This is a genomic window from Aliiruegeria haliotis (genome assembly GCF_003003255.1).
Classification (GTDB): Bacteria; Pseudomonadota; Alphaproteobacteria; order Rhodobacterales; family Rhodobacteraceae; genus Tropicimonas; species Tropicimonas haliotis.
The window spans coordinates 39,276-53,146 of the sequence record NZ_PVTD01000013.1; the positions used below are offsets into that span (position 1 = coordinate 39,276).

Annotated in this window: 16 protein-coding genes; 15 read left to right on the forward strand and 1 reads right to left on the reverse strand. The window is 61.0% G+C overall.

The window, feature by feature from the left end; all coding sequences use genetic code 11:
* Window positions 1–43 precede the first annotated feature (43 nt).
* The 15 genes from CLV78_RS21000 to CLV78_RS21065 are packed head-to-tail and all read left to right on the forward strand — an operon-like array spanning window position 44 to window position 12,547.
* On the forward strand, window positions 44–664 hold the full coding sequence (locus tag CLV78_RS21000) for a lytic transglycosylase domain-containing protein (protein WP_106207741.1): 621 nt from the start codon (window positions 44–46) through the stop codon (window positions 662–664).
* Window positions 661–954, forward strand: a complete 294-nt coding sequence (locus CLV78_RS21005; RefSeq protein WP_035252599.1) for a TrbC/VirB2 family protein — start codon at window positions 661–663, stop codon at window positions 952–954. Before CLV78_RS21000 ends, CLV78_RS21005 begins: the two co-directional genes overlap by 4 nt.
* The gene (locus CLV78_RS21010) at window positions 947–1,225 is read left to right on the forward strand and encodes a VirB3 family type IV secretion system protein (RefSeq protein WP_008327373.1); all 279 of its coding nucleotides are present in this window, start codon (window positions 947–949) and stop codon (window positions 1,223–1,225) included. The genes CLV78_RS21005 and CLV78_RS21010 overlap by 8 nt, the downstream gene beginning before the upstream one ends.
* Window positions 1,215–3,578 carry a VirB4 family type IV secretion/conjugal transfer ATPase gene (locus CLV78_RS21015; RefSeq protein ID WP_106207743.1) on the forward strand — a complete coding sequence of 788 codons (2,364 nt, stop codon included), beginning with the start codon at window positions 1,215–1,217 and terminating at the stop codon, window positions 3,576–3,578. The genes CLV78_RS21010 and CLV78_RS21015 overlap by 11 nt, the downstream gene beginning before the upstream one ends.
* On the forward strand, window positions 3,575–3,742 hold the full coding sequence (locus CLV78_RS24220; protein ID WP_170111683.1) for a hypothetical protein: 168 nt from the start codon (window positions 3,575–3,577) through the stop codon (window positions 3,740–3,742). The genes CLV78_RS21015 and CLV78_RS24220 overlap by 4 nt, the downstream gene beginning before the upstream one ends.
* Complete coding sequence (locus CLV78_RS21020) at window positions 3,732–4,886, forward strand: lytic transglycosylase domain-containing protein (protein ID WP_211301048.1); 1,155 nt, start codon at window positions 3,732–3,734, stop codon at window positions 4,884–4,886. Before CLV78_RS24220 ends, CLV78_RS21020 begins: the two co-directional genes overlap by 11 nt.
* Window positions 4,886–5,695 carry a type IV secretion system protein gene (locus CLV78_RS21025; RefSeq protein ID WP_011102862.1) on the forward strand — a complete coding sequence of 270 codons (810 nt, stop codon included), beginning with the start codon at window positions 4,886–4,888 and terminating at the stop codon, window positions 5,693–5,695. The genes CLV78_RS21020 and CLV78_RS21025 overlap by 1 nt, the downstream gene beginning before the upstream one ends.
* 16 nt (window positions 5,696–5,711) lie before the next feature.
* The gene (locus CLV78_RS21030; RefSeq protein ID WP_106207745.1) at window positions 5,712–6,365 is read left to right on the forward strand and encodes a VirB8 family type IV secretion system protein; all 654 of its coding nucleotides are present in this window, start codon (window positions 5,712–5,714) and stop codon (window positions 6,363–6,365) included.
* Between the two features lies 1 nt (window position 6,366).
* Window positions 6,367–7,062, forward strand: coding sequence for a TrbG/VirB9 family P-type conjugative transfer protein (locus tag CLV78_RS21035; protein ID WP_106207747.1), 696 nt, complete (start codon window positions 6,367–6,369; stop codon window positions 7,060–7,062).
* The gene (locus CLV78_RS21040) at window positions 7,059–8,438 is read left to right on the forward strand and encodes a TraB/TrbI/VirB10 family type IV secretion system protein (RefSeq protein WP_106207749.1); all 1,380 of its coding nucleotides are present in this window, start codon (window positions 7,059–7,061) and stop codon (window positions 8,436–8,438) included. The genes CLV78_RS21035 and CLV78_RS21040 overlap by 4 nt, the downstream gene beginning before the upstream one ends.
* A gap of 4 nt (window positions 8,439–8,442) precedes the next feature.
* Window positions 8,443–9,429: an ATPase, T2SS/T4P/T4SS family gene (locus tag CLV78_RS21045; protein ID WP_106207751.1), complete on the forward strand. Its 987-nt coding sequence runs from the start codon at window positions 8,443–8,445 to the stop codon at window positions 9,427–9,429.
* Window positions 9,426–9,620: a DUF4177 domain-containing protein gene (locus CLV78_RS21050; protein ID WP_067261120.1), complete on the forward strand. Its 195-nt coding sequence runs from the start codon at window positions 9,426–9,428 to the stop codon at window positions 9,618–9,620. The genes CLV78_RS21045 and CLV78_RS21050 overlap by 4 nt, the downstream gene beginning before the upstream one ends.
* Window positions 9,617–10,030 (forward strand): hypothetical protein, encoded by a 414-nt coding sequence (locus CLV78_RS21055; protein ID WP_106207753.1) that lies wholly within the window; start codon window positions 9,617–9,619, stop codon window positions 10,028–10,030. The genes CLV78_RS21050 and CLV78_RS21055 overlap by 4 nt, the downstream gene beginning before the upstream one ends.
* A 12-nt stretch (window positions 10,031–10,042) precedes the next feature.
* Window positions 10,043–11,119 (forward strand): TrbL/VirB6 family protein, encoded by a 1,077-nt coding sequence (locus CLV78_RS21060; RefSeq protein WP_064260170.1) that lies wholly within the window; start codon window positions 10,043–10,045, stop codon window positions 11,117–11,119.
* 30 nt (window positions 11,120–11,149) lie between these two features.
* A complete protein-coding gene (locus CLV78_RS21065; protein WP_146136745.1) occupies window positions 11,150–12,547 on the forward strand; it encodes a hypothetical protein in 1,398 nt (465 codons plus the stop codon).
* 53 nt (window positions 12,548–12,600) lie between these two features.
* Here the strand turns inward: CLV78_RS21065 and CLV78_RS21070 are convergent, their stop codons facing one another.
* On the reverse strand, window positions 12,601–13,866 hold the full coding sequence (locus CLV78_RS21070) for a GIY-YIG nuclease family protein (protein ID WP_106207757.1): 1,266 nt from the start codon (window positions 13,864–13,866) through the stop codon (window positions 12,601–12,603).
* Between the last annotated feature and the right edge of the window lie 5 nt (window positions 13,867–13,871).

A 13,871-nucleotide genomic window follows, 5' to 3' on the forward strand; every position in this document is an offset into this window, starting at 1 on the left:
CCTTCTTCTTTTCTGGTATCTCGCGGGACCAGCCACAGCCCAGATGGTGCTGGTCATGGAGAGCGATGGCTCTCTGACCCCGTCCCGCTCCCAGGACAGCTTTGCTCGCAACTACAATGACGGCATCGGCCAGGGGTCGGCGGCTGATGAGCTGGCAATCCTCGATGAAGATGAACCAGCCGTTGAACCTGACGCGTTGCGTTTTGCAGCCCTTGCTCGGCCTGCCCCACTGCCTCGCGCCGATGTTCTGACGGCCATCGAGGCCACCGCGCTTCGTTATTCCGGACATCCCGGCCTGCGCCGCGCCGACCTCTCTGTTCGGGATTGGCTGACCCTCTACCGCGCCAATATCGAGATTGAGAGCGCTTATCGGCAAGATGCGGTCTCGAGTGCAGGTGCCATCGGCCTTGGTCAGTTGATGCCAGCGACGGCGCGCGACCTCGGTGTCGATCCGCGTGATCCGATGCAGAACCTCGACGGCTCCGCCCGCTACCTCGCGATGATGTTGGAGACATTTGGTGATCCGCGTCTTGCGCTGGCCGCCTACAACGCCGGACCCGATGCGGTCCGACAGTATGCCGGCATTCCCCCCTACAGAGAAACCCAGAGCCACGTGACCCGTGTCATGGCCGTCGTGGCCCGATTGGAAGGATCAAATTCATGAAGCACATATCTAACCTGTTTATTGCGTCGCTCGCGCTCTTCCTGCTCGTCGCAGAGCCTGCGCTTGCTCAAAGCATCGATCTCTCCCCGATCCAGAGCTTGTTGCAGGGCATTGTCGATGCGCTGACCGGTCCGCTTGGCGTTGTCATCGCGACGCTGGCCGTGCTGGGCGTCTTCCTGAGCTGGTTCTTCAATATCATCGACCTGCGCCAGGCGCTCTGGGTGCTGGTCGGCATCGCCGGCGTCGCAGCTGCCCCCACGATTGTCGCGGCGGTCTTTGCCGGTGGCTGAGCGCTCGCCCCTCTTTCTGGGTCTCGTGCGGCCGCCGAAGCTTCTGGGCCTGCCCATCATGTACGCGATGGTCTGGCTCTTTGGCTCGGTGCTCCTCTTCGTCTGGGTCCAGCACATCGCAGTATTGGGCGTGGCCGCCCTGCTCTATCCCGTACTTTGGAAGGCTGCGGACTGGGACCCGCGTTTCATCGACGTGATGATGACAGCGCTGCAAGAGACGCCGCCCACGCGGAACCGCAGCATTCACGGCGGGGACAGCTATGCCCCGTGATGCTGCCCTTGATCTCCGCACAATGACGCCGGACTGGTATGCCCGCGAAACCCGCCTCGCGCATATGCTGCCTTACGTCAGCCTGGTCGATGACCGCACCGTGCGCACGCGGGTGAACGAGCTCTTCCAGTGTATCCGGCTCGACGGGGTCAACAGCTACACGACCGATGACGCCTATCTCGACAAGGTGACGGCGCTCTTTGCCCGGATCATCGCGCAGCTGGGGCCTGAGTTCAGCTACTACGTCCACAAGGTCTCCAAGGCGATCACGCCGGACCTCGAACCCGTGCGTGAGGACAGTTTTGCGGGCGAGGTGGACCGTCTCTGGCGCACGAAACTCGAGACCAGCGGCCTGCGCGACAAAACCTTGACGCTCACCGTCATTCATCGCCCGCCTCCAAAAAGCGTCCTGCCGTTCCTGAACCGCAGCGCGCCGGGTCGTCTCAAGGAGGCCACCGAAAAGCGCCTGCGCCGTCTGGGCGAGGCCGTGAACGTGTTCCTGTCAGGCCTGACGGAGCTGAACCCGCGTGTACTCACGGCCAAAAGCGGCGAACTCATCGGCTTTCTGGGGGCCCTCAACATTGGCCAGGAACTGCCGCTCTATCCGGCAAACACCTTCGGCTTTCTGTCCTTCAACGTCGCCAACACGCGCGTGACGTTTCAAGGGGATCACTTCGAGCTTTCCGAAGGCGTCGTGGGCCACCGCTACGGCAAGAGCTTCACCATCGGGGAATACTCGGAAGGCACCTCCTGCACCATGTTCGACATGCTGAACCTGCCTGTCGACATGATCGTCACCCATTCCTTCACGCCGATCAATTCCAACCTCATGGCGGGGCGGATCAAGCGGCAAAAGCGCCAGATGCAGGCGAGCCAGGACGCGGCCCTGTCGCTCATGGAAGCGCTCGATATCGCCGCCGATGATCTCGAGGCCAAGCGCCAGAGCTTTGGCGAGCACCACATGGTCGTGACGATCTTCTGCGATACGATCGATGAGCTGCAGACGCTCAGCGCCGAGATCGTGAACGCCGCCGCCGCCGAAGGCGTGAAGATGATCGGCGAGCGGGTTGCGGCCAAGGCGCATTACCTCAGTCAACATCCCGGCAACCAGCCCAAGCGCGTGCGCGCCAGCGCGATCACCAATCGCAACTTCGCTGACTTCGCAGCGTTTCACCGAACGCAGCTTGGCAAGCCTCCTGGGAAGACCCCCTGGGGCCGGGTCATCACCTATCTGCCGACCCCCGAACAGAGCGCCTACCGGTTTTCCTATCACGAGCAAGGCTCGCCCGACAAAGAACCGACCAGCGGGCATACGCTGATCATGGGACGACCCGGGTCAGGCAAGTCGGTCCTCTCGGCCTTCCTCATGACGCAAGCTCGTCGAGCAGGGGCGCGGATCTTCGTCTTCGACTACCGTCTCGGTATGGAGATGGCGGTCCGCGCCAATGGCGGGCGCTACGCGTCTTTGAAAGCCGGACAACCCACCGGCCTAAACCCGCTCTGGACCGAGACCGATGCGCGCGGCACCGCCTGGCTCTCGGACTGGCTCGCCACCCTGCTCTACCGTGCCGACAAGCCGCTGACACCGGCACAGACCAACCGCATCCAGGAAGTCGTGCGGCAGAACGCGCAGGCCACAAACCCGGCCCTGCGGAACTGGCGGGATTTCGCGTCGCTCTTTGTGTCCACCGATGATGGCGGCGATCTTCACCAACGCCTGCTCGAATGGACGGAAGACGGCCGCTACGGCTGGATCTTTGGCCAGACCCTGGAAGACACCTTCTCGCTCGAAGGCGATGTGGTGGGTTTCGATCTCACCGGCATTCTCGACAGCGAGGCCGAGAAGGAACGCATGGCGGTCCTCTCCTATCTCTTCCGCCGGGTTGAGCGCGAGATCGAGGATCGTCGCCCCACAATCATCGTGATCGACGAGGCCTGGAAGGCGCTCGACAACGCGTATTTCGCCGAGCGGCTGTCGAACTGGCTGGTGACCGCGCGCAAACAAAACACTGTCGCGGTGATGATGACGCAATATGCAAGCCAACTCGAACGCACCCGGACCGGCAAGACCATCGTCGAAGCCGTTCCGACGCAGATCCTGCTCCCGAACATCCGCGCCCATGCCGCCGACTACGCGATGCTGAACCTTTATGAGAAGGAACTCGACGTGCTTCTCAACACCGGCAGCGACAGCCGCCTTGCTCTCATCCGCGATGATCAGGGCTCCATCGTCGTCGATGCCGATCTGAGTGCTCTCGGACCCAATCTCACCATCCTCGGCGGCATGGAAAAAGGCGAAGCGCTCGTCGGTGCCGATTACCGCGACCGCCCTGATTTCTGGAGGCTTTCATGACCCGTATTCTTTTAGCTGTGGCAGCGCTCGGCGCGCTGGCCTCCTGCGCCCAGTACCAGGAACCGCAGGCCAATTGCTTCACCTTCCTGGCCTCGACGGCACCCACAGCACCTGATTGCACCTTCTCGCCCCTCGGCGCACCGGAGGGCGACGTTGAAGTCTAGCCTGCCCCATATCCTCGTGCTTTGCCTGCTGCCCGGTCTTGCCCTATCCCAAGGTGTGCCGACCAATGACAGCGGGCTGACCGCGCGCGATATCGTCGAGACCGGCGATCGCGAGGCTGACTTGGCCGTTCAGGCGGACAAGCTTGCCGTGCGTGAACTCATTGCCGAGATCGAACGCGAACAGTTGGAAACCCTGCAACGCATCCTCGATGCCCAGACCAGCTTCGGCGGTCAGGGCCTGCCCGCGATGATTTCAGAGCTGGAAAACGGAAGCGGCGATCCAGTCCGTTCCGTCGAAGCGGTCTACGGCAATGCCGACATCGACCCCAATCCCGGCGGCGCACAGATGTTCGGGGATGCGGCAGAAAACATCGAGCAGCTCATCATCCGCGTGGCTCAGGAGACCAGCGGCTTTGCGGGCGTGGGCCGCGCGGGCCTCTCCCCGGTTCAATGGCGCGCACTCCTACAGGCGCTCATCTGGCAGGAAAGCCGCTTCACCATCGGCGCGCGCTCGCCTGTCGGGGCCTTCGGCCTCACCCAGATCATGCCCGGCACGGCCAGCGATCTCGGCATCAACCCGGAATACTACGACAGCCCCTACCTGCAGGTGCATGGCGGCGCGCGCTATCTCGCGACCCAGCTCAATACCTTCGATGGCAACATCATCAACGCGCTCGCGGCCTATAATGCCGGGCCCGGCCGGGTCTTTGAATATGGCGGTGTCCCGCCCTTTGCCGAGACCCAGCACTACGTCCAGGTCATTCCTGAACGCTACAATCTCTATCTGAGCCGCATCGGTGGGATCGAAGCGCTCGGCACGATCGATCCGGCGCTTCTAGCCAATGCCAACCTCTCGATCACCGGGCATGGCGCGGCCTTCTATGGCAACAACTCACCTGCCGCGATCCGGCAGGCTGCTCTGCGGATTGCGGATATCGTCGAGCGAATTTCCGAGACCGAAGACGTTCAGGAGAGCGTCGCGCTCAACACCTATGCTCGCGCCGAACTCGTACGCCTCGTCGCCGCCCGCATCCGGCTTCAGGCGGCGCGGACCCGTGTCCTGAGCGCAGAAGAATTGGCGCAGGCCAGCGCCCGCATGGCCGAGGGCGCATTCATGGAATTTACGATCAGGGAGATAGACTGATGAGAGACTTACTCGTGAGGACGGCCTTGGCCACGACGCTTGGGATCGGTTTGTATGTCGGCACCCTGTCCCCTGCCCTGTCACAGGGCGTACCCGTCGTCGACACCCAGAACATCGCGCAAAACATCCAGCAGCTCCGGCAGATGATCGAAGACGAGATCCTGCAAAACGAGCAGCTGACGCAGCTCCGCGAACAGCTTGCGACACTCACGGACCAACTCGCGGAGCTGCAAAGAACCTATGAAGCACTTACCCGCCTTGCCGAGCTTCCCGAGATCATCCGCACCGAGATGGAGGACGAGCTGAACGGCCTGCTCGATCAGGAGTTCGGCGATATCCTCGCCACCATCGAGGCCATCAAGACGGGTGATTTCTCCGGCCTGTCCGGCTCCGGTGCGGGCGAGATCGAAACCCAGATGGACCGGGTGCTGGCCGATCTCGGATTTGACGACGACACCCTCTCGGAAATGGCCACCAGCGGAAATCCTGGGGCCAATCGTGTGGCGACGCAAGCCACGACCGGCGCGCTCGTCTCGGCAGCTGCCCAGAACAGTTATGAAGACGCGGGCCAATCGCTGGAACGCGTCGACCGCCTCGTCGGGCTGATCGATGACATGGACGAACTGAAGGAAAGTATCGACCTCAACACGCGGGTGACGGCGGAGCTGGCAATTGCCCTTGTCGCCATGTGGCAGCTCGAAGCGGTGCAGACCGTGGGCGACGGCACAGGCGGCGTGATCGATGCCGCAACCATCGCCGAGGAGCAGCGGTTTATGGACTTCACGCTGCCCGAGTTGCGGGCAGACTGATCAAGGGTTGTGACAGGTGGCGAGTGAACAAGAAATCATCGAAGAAGAGCTGGTCTATGGTGCGCTGCGCCGCGAACGGCTCTGGCAACGCCTTGGCCTGATGGGCCTTGTCTTCGGTGTCATCGGCTGTCTGAGCGCCGCGGCTGTCTCGATCCTCGATGTCGACCCGCCCCCCGTCGTTGTCCCCTATGATCCCGCCACCGGCTTTGCACTCCCCGAAGCCTCGGTCGGCGCCTCCTCGGTGACCGCCAACCAGGCGATCATCGAGGCGGAGGTGTTCCGCTATGTGACCGACCGCGAGGTCTACAACCAGCTCGACAACGATCTGCGCATCCGCAGCGTTCTGCGCCGCTCGGACGGAGCTGCCGAGAGCGGGCTGCGCCAGATCTGGAACAGCGCCAACGAGAATTATCCGCCGACGGTCTATGGCCCCAATGCCCGGCTCGACGTGGAAATACTCAGCATCAACCGGATCGGAACCAACCGCGCCACGGTCCGCCTGCGCAAGCGCCTGACCTCCATCAATGGCGTCCAAACCGGGCTTTTCACCGCCACGCTTCTCTTCGAGTTCCGCCCCGAGACTCGCCGCTCCATCGATGAGGTCTGGACCAATCCTTTTGGTTTTACGGTCCTCGAGTATTCCGTCCGCTCCGACAGATTGGAGAATTAGTTTGCTTAAGAAGGCCCTCGTAACAATTGTGCTTGTGCTGCTGCCCGGCCTCGCCTTCGCCGAGGCCATCCCGCGCGGTGGCCCCAATGACAACCGGGTGCGCTTGGCCACCTACGAGGAAGGTCAGGTCTATCGCCTCAATGTCTCGTTGACCCATGTGACCACCGTTGAGTTCGGCGAAGGCGAAAGCATCCGCTCGATCATTGCGGGCGACACGGAAGGCTTCGAGATCGACGGCGTGCCCGGCGGTCAGGCCTTCGCGATCAAGCCTGTGGCGCGCGGAGTGCATACCAATGTGACCGTCTACACGAACAGGCGCAGTTATTACTTCAACGTCCAGGAGACCCGCAGCCCGACCTTCTACGTGGTGCAGTTCCGCTACCCCGAAGACAATACGCGGCCCACACGTGCCATCGCGGCCCAAGCGCCGAACTATAATTACGGTGCCAGCGCGCGGACCGAGTTCACCCCCACCCGTGTCTGGGATGACGGGACGTTCACGTATTTCGAATTTCCGCGGAACGCGCCGGTGCCTGCGATCTTCCGCTACGCCAATGGCCGTGAGCGCACGGTCAACACGCAAGCCACCGAGGACGGCGTGATCCGGGTTTCAGGCGTGAACCGACAATGGGTGCTGCGGATCGGGGAGGTGGTGGTCTGCATCGAGGCCACACCACCTGCGGGGGTGGGCTCATGAGCGATACTGGAAACGCGGACCTCGAAAAGCGCCTCGCCGCTCTCGAGCAAGGCAAAGGCGCGAGCTCACCCCCTGCCCCACGGCGCTCACCGCTGCTCGCATTGGTCGTCGTCCTCGTGATCGGCGCAGGCGGCTCCCTACTCTATCTCATGTCCCAACCCGAGGAAGAGGAGGCGCTGCCCACGGCCACGCCGGACGTGTTCCAAAACGAGGGCGACGGGTTCGGCGCCATCGAAACCCTCCCTCCACCCGAGCCAGAGGTGGTGTTGGTCGCACCGGAACCAGCAGAACCGAATGCCGAGCTTCTGGCGCAGCTCGCAGCCCTTCAGGCCCAGATCGAGGAATTGCGCAACGCGCCCGAACCCGTCGTCGAGGAAGACACGGCTGCGGCCGAGGCCATCGACGCGCTGACCGCACAGATCGCCGGCTTGCAAGCCGCATCCGAGGCCGCGCAACAGCAGTTCCGGGATGAACTCACAGCGCGCGATCGCGAACTGGAGCAACTCCGCATGGACCTCGAACTCGCGCAGCTCGAGGCCAACCGACCGCTGCCCGCACCCATTGGGCCCACCGAGGACGAGTTGCGGGCGCGGGAAGAAGAGCGGCTGCGGCGCGAGGAGGAAGCAAGACGTCTCGCGGAACTCGAGCGCCGCGCGGCCGAGGAACGCGCCTTCCAGGACCGCCGCATCACCTCGCCCACCATCGCTTTTGGCGGTGCCTCCGGAGCGAATGAAACGGCATTGACAGAGCGCACCTTCGGCGAGGTGACGGATTTCGTGCTGAACGGCGCGTTGCCCACGTCGGTGACGCAAGCCGAGGTCATCGCCAATCCCTCCAACACCATTATCCAGGGCACGATGATCCAGGCCGTGATGGAAACCGCCCTCGACAGTTCCCTGCCCGGCCAAACCCGGGCCGTTGTTTCCGAAGACGTGTTCAGTTTCGATGGCGCGCGCCTCCTGATCCCACGCGGGTCCCGTCTGATCGGACGCTATCGCTCGGGCGTCGATATCGCACAGCGCCGGGTCACCATCGCCTGGGACCGGATCATCCTGCCCGATAATCAGACCGTCCAGATCAGCTCCTTCGGGGGTGATGAGTTGGGTCGCTCAGGTGTGACCGGCTTTGTCGATACGCGCTTTGATGAGCGTTTCGGTTCGGCGGCGTTGATTTCTCTGATCTCAGCGGCCCCAAGCGCCGCCGCTGCCAATGTGCAAGACGAGACCGCAGCGGATGTGCTCGAAGACGTGGGCGATGATCTGGCCGATGCCACGGACAGCGTCATAGGCGATTACCTCTCCATCGGACCGGTCATCTATGTCGACCAGGGCGCCCGCGTCACCGTCATGGTCGACCGCGATCTGGAGATATTCTGAGCCCATGTCGCTGAGCTATCTCGAAACCTCGCTCGACCGGATCGACGCCGCCGCACGCGACGATGTCATCGAGATCTGCATCAACCCCGATGGCAGCTGCTGGGGTGAGTTTCAGGGCGATCACTTCATGCGAAAGCTGGACCAGGCGTTGACCGCAACCGAAGTGAAAGACCTCGGCAACCAGATCGCCTCCTCTGCCAACACCACGATGAGCAAGGACCGCCCCATCGTCTCGGTCTCGATCACTTACAAGGGCCGTCCGATCCGCGCACAGGTCATCACCCCGCCTGCCGTGCTCTCGGCCATGTCGATCAGCCTTCGGTTCTTCTCGAGCCTGCCGCTCGAGGGAATTGCGCTTGATTTCCTTTTTGGCAAGGAACGCAAACTCGAAGAACTCCGCCTCGAGAAAACCCGGAAATTGCGCGAGGTCGTAGCGGCGGGCGTGATCGACGATGCCCTCGCCTTCTGCGTCGAGAACAAGCTCAACATGATCGTCTCGGGTGGCACCTCCACCGGCAAGACCGTCGCCGCGCGCAAGATCCTCTCGCACGTGCCATCAGAGGAACGCATCGTCACCATCGAGGAAGCCGCCGAGCTTCTGCCGACCCAGCCCAATGCCGTGACCCTCATCGCCAATCGCGATGCGGAGTTCCAGACCGCCGATGTGCTGCTCACCGCAACGTTGCGCATGCGCCCCGACCGGATCATCCTGGGCGAGGTGCGCGGCAAGGAAGCCATGACCTTCCTCGAAGCCATCAACACGGGCCATGGCGGCTCCATGACAACGCTTCACGCCGAAACCCCGCAACTTGCCGTGCAGCGTCTGGCAATCGCCGCACTCAAAACCGAAATCCCGATGACCTATGCCGACATGATCCAGTACATCGAGAACTCCATCGACGTGATCATCCAGGCCGGTCGCCACGACGGCAAACGCGGCATCACCGAATTCTATCTCCCCGGCGCAGACCAGATCGGAGCTTCCCAATGAAGACCTTTGAATATGAAATCCTCAGTTTCCCCATGACCCGTAAGACCAGCCTCGCTGACATGCAGGCCAGCCTGAATGCCAAAGGTGCAGAAGGCTGGGAGGTCGTGTCGATCAGCTCCTCGGAATTCGCCAACGTGGGACACACTGTCTTCCTGAAGCGCGAGACCACACCCGCCGGAGCCACGGCATGAGGCAGGCGGGCTGTACCCTCGTACTGACTACGCTGGTCCTGGGCCTGACGTCGGCACCCGGCTTCGCTGAGCGCAATCTCGTGCCGACCCTCGAGCGCAGTTTCGACGTCTGTCCAGACCGGCCCGCTGAACCCATGTGGATGCAGGAGATCCCCCTGCGCCAAGCCTATCAGCGCGTGTTGGTACAGGATATCTACCGCGCCCAAAACCTCGAGCGCATCGTCGAGAGCGGCAACTGCGATTGCGAGACCCGCTTCCCATCTTGGGGCGCGGCCGAGGAGGTGTTTCGTGAGCGCCACGCCAGTGACGAACGCTGGGAGATGCTGGAAGCTTCCGACTCCTATAACCGGCGCGCCAACGAAGTTCGCCTTGAGGCCAAAGCCATCTGCGAAGCCGCAGGCAATTGGTAAGGCTGATCCCCGATGAGCGTCGTCACCTATTTCGTTGAAACCTCCCAGGGCTATCTCGACACCGCCGCAGAAACCCAGTTCGGGTCCGTTGCGGCAACGGTCGGCACGCTTCTGGTGCTGGGAACAACACTGGTGGTAATCCTCGTCTTCCTGAACATGATCTACCAATACAAGGCGATGGACGGCCGCACGGCCTTCTGGCTCGCGGTCAAGATCGGGTTGATCGGGATATTCGCGACCAACTGGGTGCAGTTCAACGCCCTCTCCTCCGCCATCCTGGCCGGCATCGACAGCATTGCGGGGGCGCTTGTCGCCTCGGTCGGTGGCGGAACCCCGGGTCCCTCTGGCACGTTCGCGGAAGAATTCGACCGGTTGATCGCCGAGTTGGGGGACTATTTGAACGCCGCTGGTTCCGAGTTGAACTGGATGGCCGGCGCCATGCTCGACATTGTCGGGGTCCTCTTGCTCTCGATTCTCGGCGGACTCGCAGCCTTCATACTCGTGGCCTCGCGTTTGATGATCGCACTTCTGATCGGGATCGCTCCAGTCATGATTTTCCTGACCCTCTTCGAAGTGACCAAGGATTACTTCGCGCGCTGGCTTTCGGCGCTGGTTTCCTTCGCGCTCTACCCCATCGTCGTCGCCGGCGTGTTCGCAACAATCACTGGCGTCTCTTCCGCTCTGATTGGTGAGCTTGGCGACCCGGAAGGGGCATCAAATATCGGTGCGCTCATTCCGTTCTTCATGATGGTCCTCATGGCCAAGGGCTTCATCATCGCCACGCCGTTTATCGTCCGTGCGATCTCGGGAAACATCATGATGCCCGCCCTCTCCGGTGGCCTTGGTGGCGGCTATAGCTTCGCCCGCGCTGCAATGGGCAGCCAGCAGGCCTACAACCGCTATCTGATCGGCGGTGCCAGTGGCGCCGAATACGCAGCCCTCAGGGCGCGGCAGTTTTTTGGTGTGCAGCAGATGCCAGTGCGGCAAGGCATGGGACAGACAGGTCAGGCAAGCGGCACTGGGTCACCGGGGGCCGGGTCTCAAATGCTGGCGCAACTGGCCCGGTTGGGAAGGCTGGGGCGACGATGATGACGTTTTGTTTTGCAAGGCCGCTGAGCCATGGATGAACGAGGGTCCCATAAACATTCACCAGTAAAAACGGTACCATTGGAGCTGGTGCAAACAATCCTACGTTCAGCAGTCAATAGAAGATCTGTCGGGCTTGAAGAGGCAATACGGGTTCTGGATTGCGATGCACATCACGCCAACCGCGTCTTGCGCCAAATGGCCGAGGCTGGGTACTTGGAGCCTGCCGACATCCTTGACGGTTTGTTTTATTGGCAGCTAACGCCGAACGGAACTCGCCTGGCACTGGAACCCAAGCGAAAGCGCATCGGGCGCGATAAGGTTCAGATCATCATTTCTGAACTTCTTGCTCGGGCCAAGGTCATCAACAGCGATCCGAACCGCCTGCAACGTATCACATTGAAACTGTTCGGCAGCGCGCTTGAGGAGCGTTTCGACTACGGGGACGTAGATGTTTCGATTGCGTATATGCGGCGCCAACTCGGCGATATCGAACGAGAGCGCATCGAAAACAGACTGAAAGCCCGTCAAAGCAAGTCAGACCGCCAATCCTTTCACGGACGTCTCATGGGGGCGGAACGTCAGGATACGCGCGAGATCATGGCGTTCCTGAAAAAGGGTCTGCCACATCTTTCGCTCATGAATGATGATCCTATGGACCTCGGGACACCGTATCTTTGGCTGGTCGACCACGACGTGAAGACAGACAGACCAATTGATGTTTCCGACGATATCGTTCGACCCAACCGGCCTTCGATCCTCGACCAACACCCGAGAAAATCCCTACCGACCATCACACTGCTTGAAGCACGACACAGAACCATTTCTGCGAGTACCAAAGTTGCGATTGATGACATGCAAATAGGTTTGGAGGACGCAGCCGCGCTCGAGGAACAAATGTGGTCTCCAAAGGTCACGCGCGAAGGCGCTTTCGTTGCTAATGACATCAGAAGTGAGAAGCGGGTCAAATTCGCCGGGTTTCAGCATTTATGTTCGATCTGGAAAAAAGACCTAGGCGGCGTAGCGATGTTGAAGGAAGCCCTCGACTGGTGCGATGAACATAAGGTTTGGGTCAGAGACCTATTCCCGAGAGTTTCAATCCAACGGTCCGACCGGACACATATCATACGCCTCGGGTGGGGCCATGACCTGATCTATTTCAATGTCGGTAGCAAATCGACAACTGGGAGCCTGTTGCCTCGAAATCGAACACGCGTTTCCAAAATTGACTTGGCCGGAGCCTATGCGGTCGGCAGGGCACTTTCGAAAATGTATGACGAAAGTAGGTCCGCGAAAATGCCTTGGTTCAGCGCCGAAATCTTGCTTCCCCTGGTGGAGGTTGAAAAGCTCCCGGATTTCCCGCGGCTGCATGAAGCTGGCGCGTTCAAAGAAGGCGCCTTTCAAGGCCTGCGGGAGGTCACCTTCTTCTGAGCTCGGATCACGCGCCCTACTCCGCACGAACCTGTTTCAATAGAGAAGCACGCCTAATTGCCCGGCTCCACCTTGACGATCAACTGGCGTTGGCTGTCGTACCTGTACTCGTGCAACCTGCGTTCCTGAATGAGCTGAACGGCTTGGCTCACATGCTCAGGGAGCACGTAGAACCATTCTCGAGGATGGACCGCCTTGCCAAACCGGTCCGTGATCACAAGACCCTGCGGACGCGCTGCATCAAAAAAGCGATGCAAAAGGTCTTCGACCTTCATGCGCTCCAGATTGTGCAACTCGTAGGTGGCGACAATCTCTACAGGCGCGAGCAGGAATGTTGGGTCGTTCTTCGCATCAGCAATACGCCTCCGGACTTCCTGACTGGTCACACCGACCTTGTGCAGGATCCTTGACACTTCTGCGATTTCCGGGGCTGTCGACAGGCTTCGCGCCACATACACTGTGCCGGTGACCGCCATGCTATCCTGATCCCATTCCGGATCGAGCCGCCCAAACCCGGCTCTTTCGACAATCCGTGCGGTCTTATCCGCTGCGAGCGCTTTGCGGAATGACGATGATAGGGGATCATTCTCCATGCCATTGGAAAAGATGATCCGTAAACGGTGATCCGGCTTACCGCTCCTGCGCGACAGTTCTGTTTTTTCGGCGACATAGACAAGGAGGCCGCGATGAATGAAGAAATCGCCTTCATAGACCGTGATCTCAACATTGTCCTGAACCGGGAGAACCTTTCGATCTCCGGACTCGAGCTTCGACTGCATCTCGGCAAAGCCGTCTTCGAAATGTTCGAAATCCGGACACGGGAACATGTCAGCCCGGTGGTCAGGCAACTGACGCTCTGAGGCTGGCGTCACGTTTCGGATGTTGAGAACTGCATCGTGCACGTCCAAGTCATCATCGCCGAAGATGTCGTCGAGGCTGGCCGGAACTTCCTCGTCGGCAACTTCTTCGCGCCAATCGGGCTCAGGCTCAGCCGGAGACTCCGTTTCGGGAATGGTTGCGGTCGATACCACTGGATGGCCATGCCCAAGCAGCCGGTTCCGGTCTGCCGCCATCATCGCAGCCGATGGACTGGTCCGAATTGAACGCCAGATTGTCCCGAGTTTCATCTCCTCGAGGTCCAAGCTGTTGTCGTCCGGAATCCGACCGTTCGACTCGTAGAAAGCATTCACCTGCGAGACGATCTCGGCGTTTCGAGCATCTGGTGTTGCCGCCGCGCCGCGGTTTGTTTCCTTAATGTCGAGAAGCCCGAATTCATCCGGCTCTTCGAAGATTTCATCGAGGGATCGGTAGCGCGGCATAGGGC

Bases quoted from the DNA above. Each gene is read 5' to 3' on its own strand.
- CLV78_RS24220 (WP_170111683.1), top strand. From the start codon at position 3,575: ATGACCCGTATTCTTTTAGCTGTGGCAGCGCTCGGCGCGCTGGCCTCC.
- CLV78_RS21025 (WP_011102862.1), top strand. From the start codon at position 4,886: ATGAGAGACTTACTCGTGAGGACGGCCTTGGCCACGACGCTTGGGATC.
- CLV78_RS21045 (WP_106207751.1), top strand. From the start codon at position 8,443: ATGTCGCTGAGCTATCTCGAAACCTCGCTCGACCGGATCGACGCCGCC.
- CLV78_RS21055 (WP_106207753.1), top strand. From the start codon at position 9,617: ATGAGGCAGGCGGGCTGTACCCTCGTACTGACTACGCTGGTCCTGGGC.
- CLV78_RS21005 (WP_035252599.1), top strand. From the start codon at position 661: ATGAAGCACATATCTAACCTGTTTATTGCGTCGCTCGCGCTCTTCCTG.
- CLV78_RS21000 (WP_106207741.1), top strand. From the start codon at position 44: ATGGTGCTGGTCATGGAGAGCGATGGCTCTCTGACCCCGTCCCGCTCC.
- CLV78_RS21060 (WP_064260170.1), top strand. From the start codon at position 10,043: ATGAGCGTCGTCACCTATTTCGTTGAAACCTCCCAGGGCTATCTCGAC.
- CLV78_RS21050 (WP_067261120.1), top strand. From the start codon at position 9,426: ATGAAGACCTTTGAATATGAAATCCTCAGTTTCCCCATGACCCGTAAG.
- CLV78_RS21065 (WP_146136745.1), top strand. From the start codon at position 11,150: ATGGATGAACGAGGGTCCCATAAACATTCACCAGTAAAAACGGTACCA.
- CLV78_RS21070 (WP_106207757.1), bottom strand. From the start codon at position 13,866: ATGCCGCGCTACCGATCCCTCGATGAAATCTTCGAAGAGCCGGATGAA.
- CLV78_RS21040 (WP_106207749.1), top strand. From the start codon at position 7,059: ATGAGCGATACTGGAAACGCGGACCTCGAAAAGCGCCTCGCCGCTCTC.
- CLV78_RS21015 (WP_106207743.1), top strand. From the start codon at position 1,215: ATGCCCCGTGATGCTGCCCTTGATCTCCGCACAATGACGCCGGACTGG.